The sequence below is a fragment of the Pseudomonas mohnii genome, assembly GCF_900105115.1.
Taxonomy (GTDB): Bacteria; Pseudomonadota; Gammaproteobacteria; order Pseudomonadales; family Pseudomonadaceae; genus Aquipseudomonas; species Aquipseudomonas mohnii.
Window position 1 is genome coordinate 2,838,852 of the sequence record NZ_FNRV01000001.1, and the last position, 14,838, is coordinate 2,853,689.

The following is a 14,838-nucleotide window of genomic DNA, read 5'->3' on the forward strand; positions in this document are numbered from 1 at the left end:
CGCAAAGCCTTGATCTTCCTGACGGCGACTGTCCTCGCGAGTTTTAAAGACTGTGATTGGCTCATCTGGTTCCTGCACTTCGTCGCCAGCCCTTATGTAGTAGCGAGCTCGCTCGCGATGGTGGTCAACGATTACGCGTTCTTCCAGACAGCCCGCGTAATCGTTGACGTCCATCGCGAGCAGGCTCGCTCCTACAGATAACGACCGGTTAACGGCAAAAACCGCGCAAGGGCTCAAGACTTGAGGCGCATGACCGATAAGCCCTCCATACGTCAGCCTCGGCACCGCTCAGGTGCGCCTTTTTCGGTAACCGCCATGTCCCTTCGAAATATGAATATCGCTCCACGGGCGTTCCTCAGCTTCGCCCTGATCGGCGGCTTGATGATGATTCTGGGGGTGTTTGCCTTGAATCAGATGAGCAAGATCCGTGGCGCCGCCGAAGAAATCACCTTGAACAGCGTGCCGAGCATCCAGAGCCTCGATGAGTTCACCCAACTCACCTTGCGCCTGCGCGTGCTGTCGTATCGCTTGCTGGTCAATCGCGAACCGGACGTCCAGCAAAAAACCATGGAATTGCTGGAGACGCGCAACCAGCAGATCCACGCCGCACAAGCGACCTATGAAAAACTGATCGCCAGCCCTCAGGAACGCGCGGCCTACGATCAATACGTGCAACTGCTGGGGCAATACCGCCAGATCGAAGACCGGATGAAGACCCTGTCGCGCAACAATCAGGTCGATGAACTGCGCAACCTGCTCAACACCGATTTGCTCAACAACTCCGAGGCTGTGAACGCCGTGTTGAACCGTCTGCTGGAGATCAATACCCAGCAGACCCGCGACACCAACCAGCAGGCCGCCGATCAATATGATTCGGCGTTCGATCTGGTCATCGCCTTGCTGGTGGCGGCTACCGCACTGACCCTGGCCCTCGCCTGGTTGCTGATCAACAGCATCACCAAACCCATTGCCAATGCCCTGGGTGCCGCCGAGAGCATCGCCGAAGGCAACCTGACTCGCCCGATTACGGTCGATGGCGAGGACGAGGCTGGCCGCCTGCTGGCGGCGATGGCGAAGATGCAGGACAAGCTGCGCGACACCCTGTTGCGCATTTCCGGCTCGGCCACGCAACTGGCCTCTGCCGCTGAGGAACTCAACAGCGTCACCGACGAAAGCGCTCGCGGCCTGACCCGGCAGAACAACGAGATCGAGCAGGCTGCAACCGCAGTCAACGAAATGACCAGCGCCGTGGAAGAAGTCGCGCGCAATGCCGTCAGCACCTCCGAAGCCTCGCAGAGCGCCACCGCGTCTGCCGGGGATGGCCGTGATCTGGTGCAGGAAACCGTCAGCGCCATTGAACGCATGAGCGCCGACGTGCAAAGCACCGCGACCCTCATCGGCGACCTGGCCAATGAGTCCCGCGACATCGGCAAGGTGCTGGACGTGATTCGCGGGCTGGCCGACCAGACCAACCTGCTGGCGTTGAACGCCGCGATCGAGGCTGCTCGTGCAGGTGAAGCCGGTCGCGGCTTTGCCGTGGTGGCGGACGAAGTACGGGCCCTGGCCCATCGCACCCAACAGTCCACCAGCGAAATCGAACGCATGATCGGCAGCATCCAGAGTGGAACCGAGCACGCGGTGGATTCGATGCGAAACAGCACCGAGCGCGCCGAGTCGACCCTGAACATCGCCCGTGGTGCCGGAATGTCGCTGGACACCATCAACAGCGCCGTCGTCGAAATCAACCAGCGCAACCTGGTCATCGCCAGCGCCGCTGAAGAGCAGGCGCAGGTGGCCCGTGAAGTGGACCGCAACCTGGTGAACATCCGTGACCTGTCGGTGCAATCGGCCACCGGTGCCAACCAGACCAGTGCAGCCAGTAGCGAACTGTCGCGTTTGGCGGTTGACCTGAACAGCATGGTCGGGCGGTTCAGCCTGTAACCGCTCCTTGTAGGAGCGAGCTCGCTCGCGAAGGACGTCAACGATAACGCGTACTGCCTGACTCAGCGCGTCGTCATTGAAATCATGGCGAGCAAGCTCGCTCCTACAGAGTTCTGCGTTTCAAAAGCTTTTTGACAGCATCACATTTCAACAGGTTAGAATCGCTGGCACGCAGACTGCATGGTCAGTTTGTGCCCGCCTTTCAGCTTTCCGGAGTACTGCCTTTGAATGCGACGACCATCAACAGCCTGTTCTTGATCGGCGCGTTGCTGGTAGGTGCGAGCATTCTGGTGAGCTCACTTTCCTCGCGCCTCGGCATCCCGATTCTGGTGATCATCCTGGCCGTCGGCATGTCCGCCGGCGTCGATGGCGGTGGCATTATTTTCGACAACTACCCGACGGCCTATCTGGTCGGCAACCTTGCACTGGCCGTGATCCTGCTCGATGGCGGGTTACGCACCCGGGTCTCGAGTTTCCGCGTGGCGTTGTGGCCGGCGCTGTCGCTGGCGACCATCGGCGTGTTGATTACCACCGGGCTGACCGGCATGGCCGCCGCCTGGCTGTTTGACCTCAATCTGATTCAAGGCTTGCTGATCGGCGCCATCGTCGGCTCCACCGACGCCGCGGCGGTGTTTTCGCTACTGGGCGGCAAAGGCCTGAACGAGCGGGTGACCGCGAGTCTGGAAATCGAATCCGGCAGCAACGACCCGATGGCGGTGTTCCTCACGGTGACCTTGATCGACATGCTCGCCAGCGGCCAGACCGGCCTGCACTGGAGCCTGCTGACCCACCTGCTGCGCGAGTTCGGTATCGGTGGCCTGATTGGCCTGGGCGGCGGCTGGCTCATGCTGCAATTGGTCAACCGCATCAATCTGGCCACCGGCCTCTATCCGATCCTGGTCATCGCCGGGGGCCTGGTGGTGTTTGCCCTGACCAACGCCTTGCATGGCAGCGGCTTCCTGGCGGTGTACCTGTGCGGCCTGGTGATCGGCAACCGTCCGGTGCGCAGTCGCCACGGCATCCTGCACATGCTCGACGGCATGGCCTGGCTGGCACAGATCGGCATGTTCCTGGTGCTGGGGCTGCTGGTCACACCCCATGACCTGCTGCCGATTGCACTGCCGGCGCTGGGCCTGGCGCTGTGGATGATTCTGTTTGCCCGACCGCTGTCGGTGGTCGTCGGCCTGCTGCCCTTCAAGGCGTTCCATGGCCGAGAAAAGGCGTTCATTTCCTGGGTCGGATTGCGTGGCGCGGTGCCGATCATTCTCGCGGTGTTCCCGCTGATGGCCGGCCTGCCCAACGCCCAGCTCTACTTCAACCTGGCGTTCTTCATCGTGCTGGTCTCGCTGCTGGTGCAGGGCACCAGCCTGCCGTGGGTGGCAAAACTGTTGAAAGTGACCGTCCCGCCAGAGCCCGCGCCGATCTCCCGCTCGGCCCTGGAAGTGCACGTCACCAGTGAATGGGAGCTGTTCGTTTATCGCCTCGGTGCCGAGAAATGGTGCATCGGCTCGCCCCTTCGCGAGCTGAAAATGCCCGAAGGCACCCGCATCGCCGCCCTGTTTCGCGGCCAGCAACTGCTCCATCCGTCGGGTAGTACGGTGCTCGAAGTCGATGATTTACTCTGTGTCATTGGCCATGAACACAACCTTCCAGCCCTCGGAAAACTGTTCAGCCAGGCACCGCAGCGGGGTCTCGATTTGCGCTTCTTCGGCGACTTCGTACTCGAAGGAGATGCCCAGTTGGCCGCGGTTGCGGCCCTGTACGGGTTGAAAGTCGAAGGCATTGACCCGGACATGTCCCTGGGCCACTTCATTGCCCAGAAAGTGGGCGGTGCTCCAGTCGTCGGCGACCAGGTGGAGTGGAACAACACGATCTGGACCGTCGCGGTGATGGAGGGGAACAAGATCGCCAAAGTGGGCGTCAAATTCCCCGAAGGAAGTCGCCCGGGGCCCGGACTCTTCCTCTAAACTCCATTCTTCGTTTCGTTTTTTGATCGGTCTCTATGTCAAGCCTGCGCACCTTTTTCGTCATGGTCCTTCTGGGCCTGAGTCTCTCCGTCGGTACGTTACAAGCCGCCGAACCGCCCACCCGCGAAGCCGTGCAGGCGAGCCTGGACAAGATCGCCGACCGCAAACTGCCGGAAGCCGATCAAAAGGCCCTGCAATCGGTCCTGCAAAACACGCTGACACAGCTCAACAACCGGCGTGATTACGAGCAAAAGCTGAGCGATCTCAAGCAGCTATTGGCCAGCGCCCCCAAACAGACCATCGAGAACCAGCGCGAATTGACGCGTCTGAAGGCCACCAGTGTCGTGCCGGTGGCGCAACGCTTCACCAAAGAGTCGATTCAGCAACTCGAGCAAATGCTGACCGAGCGCTCGACCCAGCAAAGCGATTTGCAAAAAGCCCTGGGCGATGCCAACAGCCTGATCATTACCGCGCAGACGCGCCCCGAGCGCGCTCAGGCGGAAATTTCCGCCAGCCAGACACGCATCCAGCAGATCAACAACATCCTCAAGACCGGCAAGGACAGCGGCAAGACCTTGAGCGCCGAGCAGCGCGACCAGCTCAACGCCGAGCTGGCGGCACTCAATGCGCTGATTCCGCTCCGTCGCCAGGAACTGGCCGGTAATACCCAGCTGCAGGATTTGGGCAACAGCCAGCATGACTTGCTCTCGGAAAAATCCGACCGTCTCGATCAGGAAATCCAGGAGCTGCAAAACCTGATCAACCAGAAGCGTCTGGCCCAATCCCAGGAAACAGTGACGCAACAGTCCATCGAAGCGCAGAAAGCCGGGGGCAGCAGCCTGCTGGCCACCGAAAGCACGGCCAACCTGAAGCTCTCCGACTACCTGCTCAAGAGCACTGACCGCCTCAACGAGGTCACCCAGCAGAACTTGCAAACCAAGCAACAACTGGACAGCGTGACCCAGAGCGATTCCGCCCTGGATGAGCAAATCAGCGTGCTCAAGGGCAGCCTGCTGCTGTCCAAGATTCTCTACAAGCAGAAACAGGCGCTGCCGCGCCTGAGGGTCGATCGCAATCTGGCCGACCAGATCGCCGACATTCGCCTGTATCAGTTCGAAGTCAGCCAGCAACGAGAATTGCTCAGCAACCCGGCCGCTTATGTCGACAACCTGCTGTCGACCCAGCCACCGGAGCAAGTGACCCCGCAACTGCGCAAAAGCCTGATGGAACTGGCCACGACCCGCGTCGACCTGCTGGAGCGCCTGAACCGTGAACTGAGCGCGATGCTCAATGAATCGATCACGCTGCAACTGAATCAGAAGCAATTGCTCAGCACCGCGCAAAGCCTGCGGGCGACGCTGGATGAGCAGATGTTCTGGATTCCCAGCAACAAACCGCTGGACCTCGAATGGATGCGCAGCGTGCCGGAACGCCTGCAACGCCAGGTCGATAGCCTGCCGTGGGCCTCAAGCCTGAGCGAACTGATCGATGGCCTGACCCAGCGACCGCTGCTGTTCCTGCCCCTGGCGCTGTTGATCGGTGCCCTGCTTTGGCGACGCAAGAGTCTGTATGCGCGCCTGAACAAGGTTCACCAGGACATCGGCCACTTCAAGCGCGACAGCCAGTGGCACACGCCCCAGGCGATCCTGATCAACATCCTGCTGGCGATGCCGGTCTCGCTGGGCCTGGGCTTGTGCGGCCTGGCCCTGCAAATCGACGCCCGAGGGCAGAACGCCAATATGGGCGCGGCGTTGCTGCAAATGGCCGGGGCCTGGCTGGTGTTCTACACCGCCTATCGGATACTCGCGCCGGGCGGTGTGGCAGAACTGCATTTCCGCTGGGAAAAGCCCCAGGTGGAATTCCTGCGCGGCTGGATCCGCCGTCTGGGCATGGTCGTCATGGCACTGGTCACTGTGGTGGCGGTGGCCGAACTGCAACCGGCGGCGCTGGCCGATGACGTGCTCGGCATGCCGGTGGTGCTGATCTGCTACGCCTTGATGACCTTGTTGCTCAGCCGCCTGCTGATCAGCAGCCCGAACCACGAAACCGCTTCACTGTTCCGCAAGGCGCTGGGGATTCTGTTCACGGCGCTGCCGGTCGCCTTGTTCGTCGCCGTGTGCTTCGGCTACTACTACACCGCGCTCAAACTCAGCGACCGCTTGATCAATACCCTCTACCTGCTGATGTTCTGGCTGGTGATCGAGGCCACCTTCGTGCGCGGCCTCAGCGTGGCCGCCCGGCGCCTGGCCTACCAGCGCGCCTTGGCCAAGCGTCAGGCGGCCAAAGAGGCCGGCGACGGCGAAGCGGTCATCGAAGAACCGACCATGGACATCGAAAAGGTCAACGAACAGTCCCTGCGCCTGATCCGCCTGGCACTGCTCGGCGGCTTCATGGCAGCGCTGTATTGGGTCTGGGCTGACTTGATCACCGTGTTTTCGTACCTGGACAACATCACCCTCTACGAATACACCAGCGGCACCGGCGCCAACATGAGCATGGTGCCGATCAGCATCGGCGACATGCTCGGCGCGCTGATCATCATCGGCATCACCTTCGCCCTGGCGCGCAACTTGCCGGGCCTGCTGGAAGTGTTCGTGCTGTCGAAGCTCAACCTGGCCCAGGGCAGCGCCTACGCCACCACCACACTGCTGTCCTACGTGATCGCTGGCGTCGGCTTCGTCTCGACACTGTCGACCCTTGGCGTGAGCTGGGACAAATTGCAATGGCTGGTGGCGGCCCTCTCGGTCGGCCTCGGTTTCGGCATGCAGGAGATCTTCGCCAACTTCATCTCCGGCATCATGATCCTGTTCGAACGCCCGGTGCGGATCGGCGATACCATCACCATCGGCAACCTGTCGGGCACGGTGAGCAAGATCCGCATCCGTGCCACCACCATCACCGACTTCGACCGCAAGGACATCATCGTCCCGAACAAGACGTTCATTACCGGGCAATTGATCAACTGGTCGCTGACCGACACCATCACCCGAGTGACCCTCAAGCTCGGCGTGGATTACGGTTCCGATCTGGACCTGGTGAAGGAACTGCTGCTCAAGGCCGCACGGGAAAACCCGCGCGTGCTGAAGGAACCGGAACCGAACGTGTACTTCCTGAATTTCGGCGAAAGCACCCTCGACCACGAATTGCGCATGCACGTGCGCGATCTCGGCGACCGCAACCCGGTGATCGACGAGGTCAACCGCTTCATCAACCGCGAATTCAAGAAGCAGCACATCAACATCTCGTTCCGGCAGATGGAGATCTACCTCAAGAACCTCCACGGTGAGGAATACAAGTTGGTGCCGGTCGAACCGGAAACCAAAACCATCGCGCAGCCGATTGATGGCAAACCGCAGCAAGAGCCGCCCGCCGCCAAACTCGACTAACCGGCCATTCCCCAGCAGAATGCTCGGACATTCTGCTGGAGACGGCCTTTGAAAGCCCTCGACGAACTGACCTTCGATAATCGCTTCGACCGCCTGGGCGATGCGTTTTCCGCCCATGTGTTGCCCGAGCCCATCGACAACCCGCGCCTGGTCGTGGCCAGCCCTGCCGCCATGGCGCTACTGGACCTCGACCCGGCCGTCGCTGAAACCCAAGAGTTCGCCGAGTTGTTCAGCGGCCACAAGCTGTGGGCCGATGCCATTCCCAGGGCCATGGTCTACTCCGGTCATCAGTTCGGCTCCTACAACCCGCAGCTGGGCGACGGTCGCGGGTTATTGCTGGGCGAGGTGTACAACGAGGCCGGCGAACATTGGGACCTGCACCTCAAGGGTGCCGGCCAGACGCCCTTTTCGCGCATGGGCGACGGACGGGCGGTGCTGCGCTCGTCGATCCGTGAATTCCTCGCCTCCGAAGCCCTGCACGCCCTGAACATCCCGACCACCCGGGCACTGTGCGTGATCGGCTCGGACACGCCGGTCTGGCGCGAGAAGCAGGAACGGGCAGCCATGGTCCTGCGCCTGGCACCGAGCCACGTGCGCTTCGGGCATTTCGAGTATTTCTACTACACCAAACGTCCCGAGCAGCAGAAAGAACTCGGCGGCCACATCCTCGCCATGCACTTTCCAGAGTGCCTGGAACAGCCGGAGCCCTACCTGGCGATGTTCCGCGAGATCGTCGAGCGCAATGCCGAACTGATCGCCAAATGGCAGGCGTACGGCTTTTGCCACGGGGTGATGAACACCGACAACATGTCGATCCTGGGCATCACCTTCGACTTCGGCCCGTTCGCCTTCCTCGACGACTTCGACGCCAACTTCATCTGCAACCACTCCGACGATCAGGGCCGCTACTCCTTCAGCAACCAGGTGCCCATCGGCCAATGGAACCTCAGCGCCCTGGCTCAGGCCCTGACGCCGTTCATCAGCGTCGAGGCCCTGCGCGAAACCCTGGGGCTGTACCTGCCGCTGTTCCAGGCCCACTACCTCGACCTGATGCGTCGCCGCCTCGGCCTGACCACGGCCGAAGACGATGACCAGAAACTGCTGGAGCACTTGCTGCAACTGATGCAAAACAGCGGCGTCGATTACAGCCTGTTCTTCCGCCGCCTGGGCGAAGAATCACCTGAAGCAGCCGTCGCTCGCTTGCGCGACGACTTCGTCGACCTCAAGGGTTTCGATGCCTGGGGCGAGCAGTACACCGCCCGGGTCGCCCGGGAAGGCGAGCTGGACCAGGAACAACGCCGTGCCCGGATGCATGCGGTCAACCCGCTGTACATCCTGCGTAACTACCTGGCGCAAAAGGCCATCGATGCGGCGGAACGTGGCGATTACTCGGAAGTCCGACGGCTGCACGCGGTGCTGAGCAAGCCGTTCGAGGAACAACCGGGAATGGAAAGCTACGCCGAACGGCCACCGGAATGGGGCAAGCACCTGGAGATCAGTTGTTCTTCCTGAAGTCGGTGCATGATTGAAAACCAGAGCGGGCGTCTCCAGATAAGGAGAACCCGCTTCCTACCGGACCTACCAGATGACCGACCCACTCCTCATCCCCTGCCCCCACTGCAACGGCCTCAACCGCATCCCGGCCGAACGCCTGAACGACCACCCCAAATGCGGGCGCTGCAAGGCCGAGGTTCTGCTGAACAAACCGTTTGAGTTGAAACAAGGCGATTACGCCAGCCAGATCAAGGGCGATTTGCCGCTCCTGGTGGACGTTTGGGCGGACTGGTGCGGGCCGTGCAAGTCGTTTGCACCGGTGTTCGAGCAGGCGGCCGGGCAATTGGCGGGCAAGTGTCGACTGGCCAAGCTGGACAGCGAGGCGAACCAGCAATTGTCGGCGCAGTTGGGCATTCGCTCGATTCCGAGCCTGATTCTGTTCAAGAACGGCCGGGAAGTCGCACGTCAGAGCGGGGCGTTCCCGTTACCGCAGCTGATGAGCTGGCTGCGTAGCCAAGGAATCTGAATGACACCTGTGGGAGCAAGCCCACTCCCACAGGTTTTTTTTGCAATCAGAAAGGATCAGGCGTTTTCCAGCAGATTGTGCAGTTCGACGAACTGCTGGGTCAGCTTGTGCCGCGGGTCGAGATGGATCAGCGGCGTATTGGCCTGGTGGGATTCGCGCATGCGCACCGAAGTGGCCAGGTACACCGGCAATACCGGCAGGCCTTCGGCGATCAGTTCGTCAAGGATTTGCTGCGGCAGGCTGGCACGCGCCTGGAACTGGTTGACCACGATGCCCTCGACTTCCAGCCCTTCGTTGTGGTCCTCCTTCAATTCTTCGATTTCCGCCAGCAGGCCATAAAGGGCCTGGCGCGAAAAACTGTCGCAATCAAAGGGGATCAGCACACGATCGGCGGCAATCAGTGCCGATACGGCGTAAAAATTCAGCGCGGGCGGCGTGTCGAGGTAGATACGGTCGTAATCTTCACCGAGCTCTTCGAGCAACTTACGCAGCTTGTTGATCTTGTGCTTGGCTTCAAGCTTTGGCTGCAAATCCGCCAGCTCGGCCGTGGCCGTGATGACGTGCAGGTTATCGAACGGGGTTTCGTAGATATCGACCTTGTTCTTTTTGGAGAACGGCCCGGAAGACAGGGTTTGCTTGAAAAAGTCGGCAATACCCATCGGGATATCATCGCCGGTAAGTCCCGTCAGATACTGAGTGGAGTTGGCCTGGGCATCGAGGTCCACTAACAGGGTGCGATAACCCTCGCTGGCACTGACCGCCGCCAAATTGCAGGCAATACTGGACTTGCCTACGCCACCTTTCTGATTGAACACCACGCGCCGCATTGTCAAAACCTCCGTGTATCAAAGAATGACCGAGTGTAGTGGTCCTCGACGCTGCTTCGCTACCTCGTTGGAGAGGGACTGCACGCTCAGTGGCTAGCCCGCCTCAAAAAACGGCATGAATCACCGACAGAACCGACAAACGGGCCGCGCAATAATCGGAATAATTGTCAAATGTTCAATTTTTTCGAACCTGTTCTGTACATAACGTTGAGCAAAATGTAACCAGTATTTGCTACGCGTTCGCCGCACCGCGATAATGCGCGCCACTCGGCGCCAAGCGCCGCGCGGGTGAGTCGTGGCTTTCAGTCATCACCGCGTCAAGCAAGCCCGCAAGGGCGGGATGAATGTCTGTGATCAACTTCAACATCGCCCAATGGCGCGCGTGGGCCCCGGGACTCGAGAGCGTGGCCGATTGGCAGGCCTGGTGCCGACAGCCCGTCGTGCTGCCGGGCAGCGATGCAGCCCCTGACGTGTCGTTTCTGCCGGCGATGCAGCGCCGGCGTCTCAGCCGTCTGGCGCGGATGGCCTTCAGTGTCGGCTGGCCATTGGCCGAGGGTCGCCAGGACTTGCCGCTGGTCTTCATTTCCCGTCACGGTGAAACCCCTCGGACCTTCGACATCCTCAGCGATCTGGCCGCTGAGCAGCCGCTGTCGCCGACCCAGTTCAGCCTTTCCGTGCACAACGCGATTATTGGCCTGTGGTCGATCATGCGCGGCGAAACCAGCGAAATGACCGCCCTGGCCGCGGCTGGCGATGGCCTGGAGCATGGCATGCTGGAGGCTGCGGCACTGCTGAACGAAGGCGCGCCCGCGGTATTAGTGATCATCACCGAAGAACAACCGCCCCAGGCCTACTCGACCTGGATCGACGATGTGCCCTTCCCGTATGCCGTCGGCCTGCTGATCACCCCCGGAAATGACTGGCAGCTGTCCCTGAACAGCCCCGCGGATGCGTTGTCCAACGTTCGCTGGCCCCATGCACTGAATCTGTTGTGCATGCTGCTGGGCCAGCAAACCACCTGCCAACATGCCTGGAAAAATCGTGTATGGACTTGGCAACGCAGCCCTTGACCGAGAAAAACCGCGACGCCTATTACTGGCGCCTGCTGGCGACCGCCGCAAGCTTCACCCTGTTCGGGGTGGGCGGGATGTGCCTGCGCCTGGTGATTTTCCCGCTGCTCGGCTGCCTTCCCGGCGATGCCCAGACCCACCGCTTGCGCGCGCGGCAAACCGTCAGTCGCTGCTTCTGGTTTTTCGTCCGTTTCATGGCCCGTGTCGGTGTGCTGACCTACGACATTCAAGGCGCGGAAAAACTCGGCCGTCCGGGGCAGATGATCATCGCCAATCACCCGTCGCTGATCGACGTGGTGTTCCTGATTGGCCTGGTGCGCCACAGCAACTGCGTGGTCAAGCAAAGCCTGTGGGAGAATCCGTTCACCCGCGGTCCGTTGCGCCGCACCGACTACATCAGCAACGACGGCAGCATGGAGATGCTCGATGCCGCCGCCGATGCACTGAAAAATGGCCAAACCCTGATCATCTTTCCCGAAGGCACCCGCACCCAACCCGGCCAGGCGCCGGCCTTTCATCGGGGGGCGGCGGCAATAGCGCTGCGGGGTGCGAAAATCCTCACCCCGGTCGTTATCAAGGTCAGCCCGACCACATTGACCAAGGCCGAGCCTTGGTATCGGATCCCGAAACGACGCGTGCACTTCAGTTTTCGTGTCGGGGCCGATATAGACCCACAGGCCTTCGCCGCGCTGGGCCCGGCTCCGCAGGCCTCGCGAAAGCTCAACGACTATCTGCATTCTTACTTCATTAAGGAGCTCGCCGAAGATGAGCGATCTGCACACTAAAAACCTGGTGCTGGAAATAAAAAATCTGATCATCGAAGCCCTGGGCCTCGAAGACATCAGCGCCCAAGACATCGGCGACGACCAGACGCTGTTCGGCGAAGGCCTGGGCCTGGATTCGGTAGACGCGCTGGAACTCGGCCTGGCGATCCAGAAAAAATACGGCATCAAAATCGATGCCGACGCCAAGGACACGCGTAATCACTTCAGTAACGTGGCGAGCCTTGCGGCGTTCGTCACTGCAAAACAGGCAGCTTGAGACCGGACCATGCAAACTCGTGACGACATTTTCAACACCCTGCGCGATGCCTTGGTAGAGCTGTTCGAGCTGGAGCCCGAGCGTGTGAGCCTCGAATCCAACCTGTATCAGGACCTGGAAATCGACAGCATTGATGCGGTCGACCTGATCGATCACATCAAACGTCAGACCGGCAAGAAAATCGCCGCCGAAGAATTCAAGTCGGTGCGCACCGTCAGCGACGTGGTCGAGGCGGTCTACCGTCTGGTTCAACCGGCCGCATGAGCCGATTGATTGGCCTCGGCCTGCTGCTGGCGGGCCTGCTGTACCCCTTCGCGGTGTATTTCGGCATGGAGCACTTCGCCCCATGGCAGTTCGGACTGCTGCTGGGCAGCCTGTGGCTGGCCCGCGCACTGACCGGTCGGCAACGACCCGGTAGCCGGTGGATGGCCATGGTGGCGATCGTGTTCTGCCTGTTGCTGGCGCTGTTCGACAGCCCGGTGCTGTTGCGCTGGTATCCGGTGTTGATCAGCGGTTTCATGTTGGCGCTGTTCGGACTCAGCCTGATATACGGCCCGCCCATGGTCGAACGCCTGGCCCGTCTGCGTGAACCGCACCTGCCGGCCAAAGGCGTTCGTTACACCCGCCAGGTGACCATCGCCTGGAGCGTTTTTTTTCTCTGCAACGGTTTGTGTGCTGCCGCCCTGACACTGTGGGCGCCGCTGAGCTGGTGGATGTTATACACCGGCCTGATTTCCTACGGATTGATAGGCCTGATGTTTGCCATTGAATGGCTAATACGACAACGGGTACGAGGCCGCCCATGAATTGGATAAAACTTGAGCAGCTGTTGCTCAAGGCTGAAGCGGATCGTGCCGTAACGGCCGAACCCCCGCTCAATCACGCACAACTGTGCGCCCAGTCCCTGAGCCTGGCCGCCGGCCTGCAAGCCCAGGGTGTGCAGCGCGTTGCCGTGCACCTTGAAGACGCCGCCGACCTGGCGATCGCCCTGCTCGGTGCCTGGCGTGCCGGCGTCAGTGTCTTGCTGCCGACCGATCTGCAAGCCCAGACCCGCCAGCGCTGGTCGAGCGACGTCGATCTGTGGCTGACCGATCAGCCCGATGACGCGCACCTGTCCGATTTCAACGCGCCGCCCCTCAGCGCCGCGGCACTGGACCTGGACCGCTGTTCGCTGAGCCTGTGCACGTCTGGCTCCAGCGGCGAACCCAAGCGCATCGACAAAACCCTGCGCCAACTGGTCAACGAAGTCCAAGCCCTGGAGCAACTGTGGGGCGCCGACCTGGGACCGGCCTGCATCATCGGCAGCGTGGCGACTCAACACATTTACGGCCTGCTGTTTCGGGTGCTGTGGCCGCTGTGCGCCGGGCGTTCGTTCGTGCGCAAACAACTGGCCTTTCCCGAAGACCTGCAACGCGCCAGTCGCGAGTACCCGGCCTTTGCCTGGGTCGCCAGCCCGGCACTGCTCAAGCGCATGGGTGACAACCTCGATTGGCCGGCCTTGAGCACGGTGCGCCGGGTATTTTCGTCTGGCGGTGCACTGCCGGCAGACGCCGCACAAAGCCTGCAGCAACGCCTGCATCAATGGCCGACGGAAATCCTCGGCAGTTCGGAAACCGGCGGTATCGCCTGGCGTCAGGGCCACGATCTGTGGCAGCCCTTCGCCGACGTGGCACTGAGCCAGGACACTGACGGCGCGCTGCTGATCACCTCGCCTTACTTGCCGGCCGGTCATGTCGAACACACCGCCGACGCTGTGCGCATCGCGGCGGATGGCCGTTTCGAACTGCTCGGACGGCTGGACCGGATCGTCAAGCTGGAAGAAAAGCGCATCTCGCTGCCGATGCTGGAAAAGGCCTTGGTCGACCATGAATGGGTCGTCGAAGCGCGGCTCGGCGTGGTTCAGGAAAACCGCGCCTCCCTGGGTGCGCTGCTGGTCCTGAGCGAATCCGGTCTGCATGCCCTGCGCAATCAAGGCCGACGCACCCTCACCCAGGAACTGCGCCAACACCTGAGTCAGCATTGCGAAGCCCTGGCCCTGCCACGGCGCTGGCGCCTGCTGCGACAACTGCCGCTGAACAGCCAGGGCAAACTGCCCCAGGCCGATGTCGAAGCCCTGTTATTGGCGCCGCGCCCCAAGGCGCCGCAGGTGCTGGAGCAAATCGAAACCGAAGGCGAGTGGAGCCTGCAACTGGCCGTGCCGCCCGACCTCGCCTACTTCAGCGGGCATTTCCCTCGGGCGCCGGTATTGCCCGGTGTGGTGCAAGTGGAGTGGGCGCTGAAGCTCGGCCAACAATTGATGAACCTGCCGGAAAAATTCGCCGGCATGGAAGTGCTGAAGTTCCAGCAACTGGTGCGCCCCGGCGATGAAGTCCAGTTGCACCTGCGTTTCGACCCGGCACGCAGCAAGTTGTACTTCGCCTACCGCAATGAAACCGCCACCTGCTCCAGCGGGCGGATTTTGCTGGAGGCTGCACATGTGTAGCTTCAGTGAGTGCTGCGCACTCAATCGCGAGCAGGCTCGCTCCCACATTGAATTTGTGAACAACGCAGCGCCTCTGTGGGAGCGAGCTTGCTCGCGATGCGGTC

General features: G+C 61.3%; 12 protein-coding genes and 1 pseudogene. 12 read left to right on the plus strand and 1 reads right to left on the minus strand.

The window, feature by feature from the left end; translation table 11 throughout:
- Positions 1-330 precede the first annotated feature (330 nt).
- The 6 genes and pseudogenes from BLV61_RS32085 to trxC form a co-directional block, all read left to right on the plus strand.
- Positions 331-1,086: pseudogene (locus tag BLV61_RS32085) on the plus strand (MCP four helix bundle domain-containing protein); the annotation flags it as partial.
- The gene (locus BLV61_RS32090; protein ID WP_425272120.1) at positions 1,078-1,941 is read left to right on the plus strand and encodes a methyl-accepting chemotaxis protein; all 864 of its coding nucleotides are present in this window, start codon (positions 1,078-1,080) and stop codon (positions 1,939-1,941) included. The pseudogene BLV61_RS32085 and the gene BLV61_RS32090, both read left to right, overlap by 9 nt.
- A gap of 224 nt (positions 1,942-2,165) precedes the next feature.
- A complete protein-coding gene (locus BLV61_RS13120; protein WP_047536559.1) occupies positions 2,166-3,908 on the plus strand; it encodes a potassium/proton antiporter in 1,743 nt (580 codons plus the stop codon).
- A 35-nt stretch (positions 3,909-3,943) separates the two neighbouring features.
- Entirely contained in the window at positions 3,944-7,294 is a 3,351-nt protein-coding gene (mscK, locus tag BLV61_RS13125; protein ID WP_047536557.1) for a mechanosensitive channel MscK, read from the plus strand.
- Positions 7,295-7,342: 48 nt separating this feature from the next.
- Positions 7,343-8,806 (plus strand): protein adenylyltransferase SelO, encoded by a 1,464-nt coding sequence (selO, locus tag BLV61_RS13130; RefSeq protein ID WP_047536555.1) that lies wholly within the window; start codon positions 7,343-7,345, stop codon positions 8,804-8,806.
- A 73-nt stretch (positions 8,807-8,879) separates the two neighbouring features.
- On the plus strand, positions 8,880-9,314 hold the full coding sequence (gene trxC, locus BLV61_RS13135; protein WP_030129872.1) for a thioredoxin TrxC: 435 nt from the start codon (positions 8,880-8,882) through the stop codon (positions 9,312-9,314).
- A gap of 56 nt (positions 9,315-9,370) precedes the next feature.
- On the opposite strand, the gene BLV61_RS13140 is transcribed toward trxC, so the two are convergent.
- Positions 9,371-10,141, minus strand: coding sequence for a ParA family protein (locus tag BLV61_RS13140; RefSeq protein ID WP_047536553.1), 771 nt, complete (start codon positions 10,139-10,141; stop codon positions 9,371-9,373).
- 344 nt (positions 10,142-10,485) lie between these two features.
- Here BLV61_RS13140 and BLV61_RS13145 point away from each other — a divergent pair, with 344 nt between their 5' ends.
- From BLV61_RS13145 to BLV61_RS13170, 6 genes are read left to right on the plus strand one after another with little or no spacing between them, the layout of a single operon-like run.
- Positions 10,486-11,211, plus strand: coding sequence for a beta-ketoacyl synthase chain length factor (locus BLV61_RS13145; protein WP_090465558.1), 726 nt, complete (start codon positions 10,486-10,488; stop codon positions 11,209-11,211).
- Positions 11,187-11,996: a lysophospholipid acyltransferase family protein gene (locus tag BLV61_RS13150; RefSeq protein WP_047536549.1), complete on the plus strand. Its 810-nt coding sequence runs from the start codon at positions 11,187-11,189 to the stop codon at positions 11,994-11,996. Before BLV61_RS13145 ends, BLV61_RS13150 begins: the two co-directional genes overlap by 25 nt.
- Positions 11,977-12,252: a phosphopantetheine-binding protein gene (locus BLV61_RS13155; RefSeq protein WP_047536547.1), complete on the plus strand. Its 276-nt coding sequence runs from the start codon at positions 11,977-11,979 to the stop codon at positions 12,250-12,252. The genes BLV61_RS13150 and BLV61_RS13155 overlap by 20 nt, the downstream gene beginning before the upstream one ends.
- A 9-nt stretch (positions 12,253-12,261) precedes the next feature.
- On the plus strand, positions 12,262-12,516 hold the full coding sequence (locus BLV61_RS13160; protein WP_028622164.1) for an acyl carrier protein: 255 nt from the start codon (positions 12,262-12,264) through the stop codon (positions 12,514-12,516).
- Positions 12,513-13,058, plus strand: coding sequence for a COG4648 family protein (locus BLV61_RS13165; RefSeq protein WP_090465561.1), 546 nt, complete (start codon positions 12,513-12,515; stop codon positions 13,056-13,058). Before BLV61_RS13160 ends, BLV61_RS13165 begins: the two co-directional genes overlap by 4 nt.
- Positions 13,055-14,734: an acyl-CoA synthetase family protein gene (locus BLV61_RS13170; RefSeq protein ID WP_090465566.1), complete on the plus strand. Its 1,680-nt coding sequence runs from the start codon at positions 13,055-13,057 to the stop codon at positions 14,732-14,734. The genes BLV61_RS13165 and BLV61_RS13170 overlap by 4 nt, the downstream gene beginning before the upstream one ends.
- Positions 14,735-14,838: the final 104 nt, after the last annotated feature.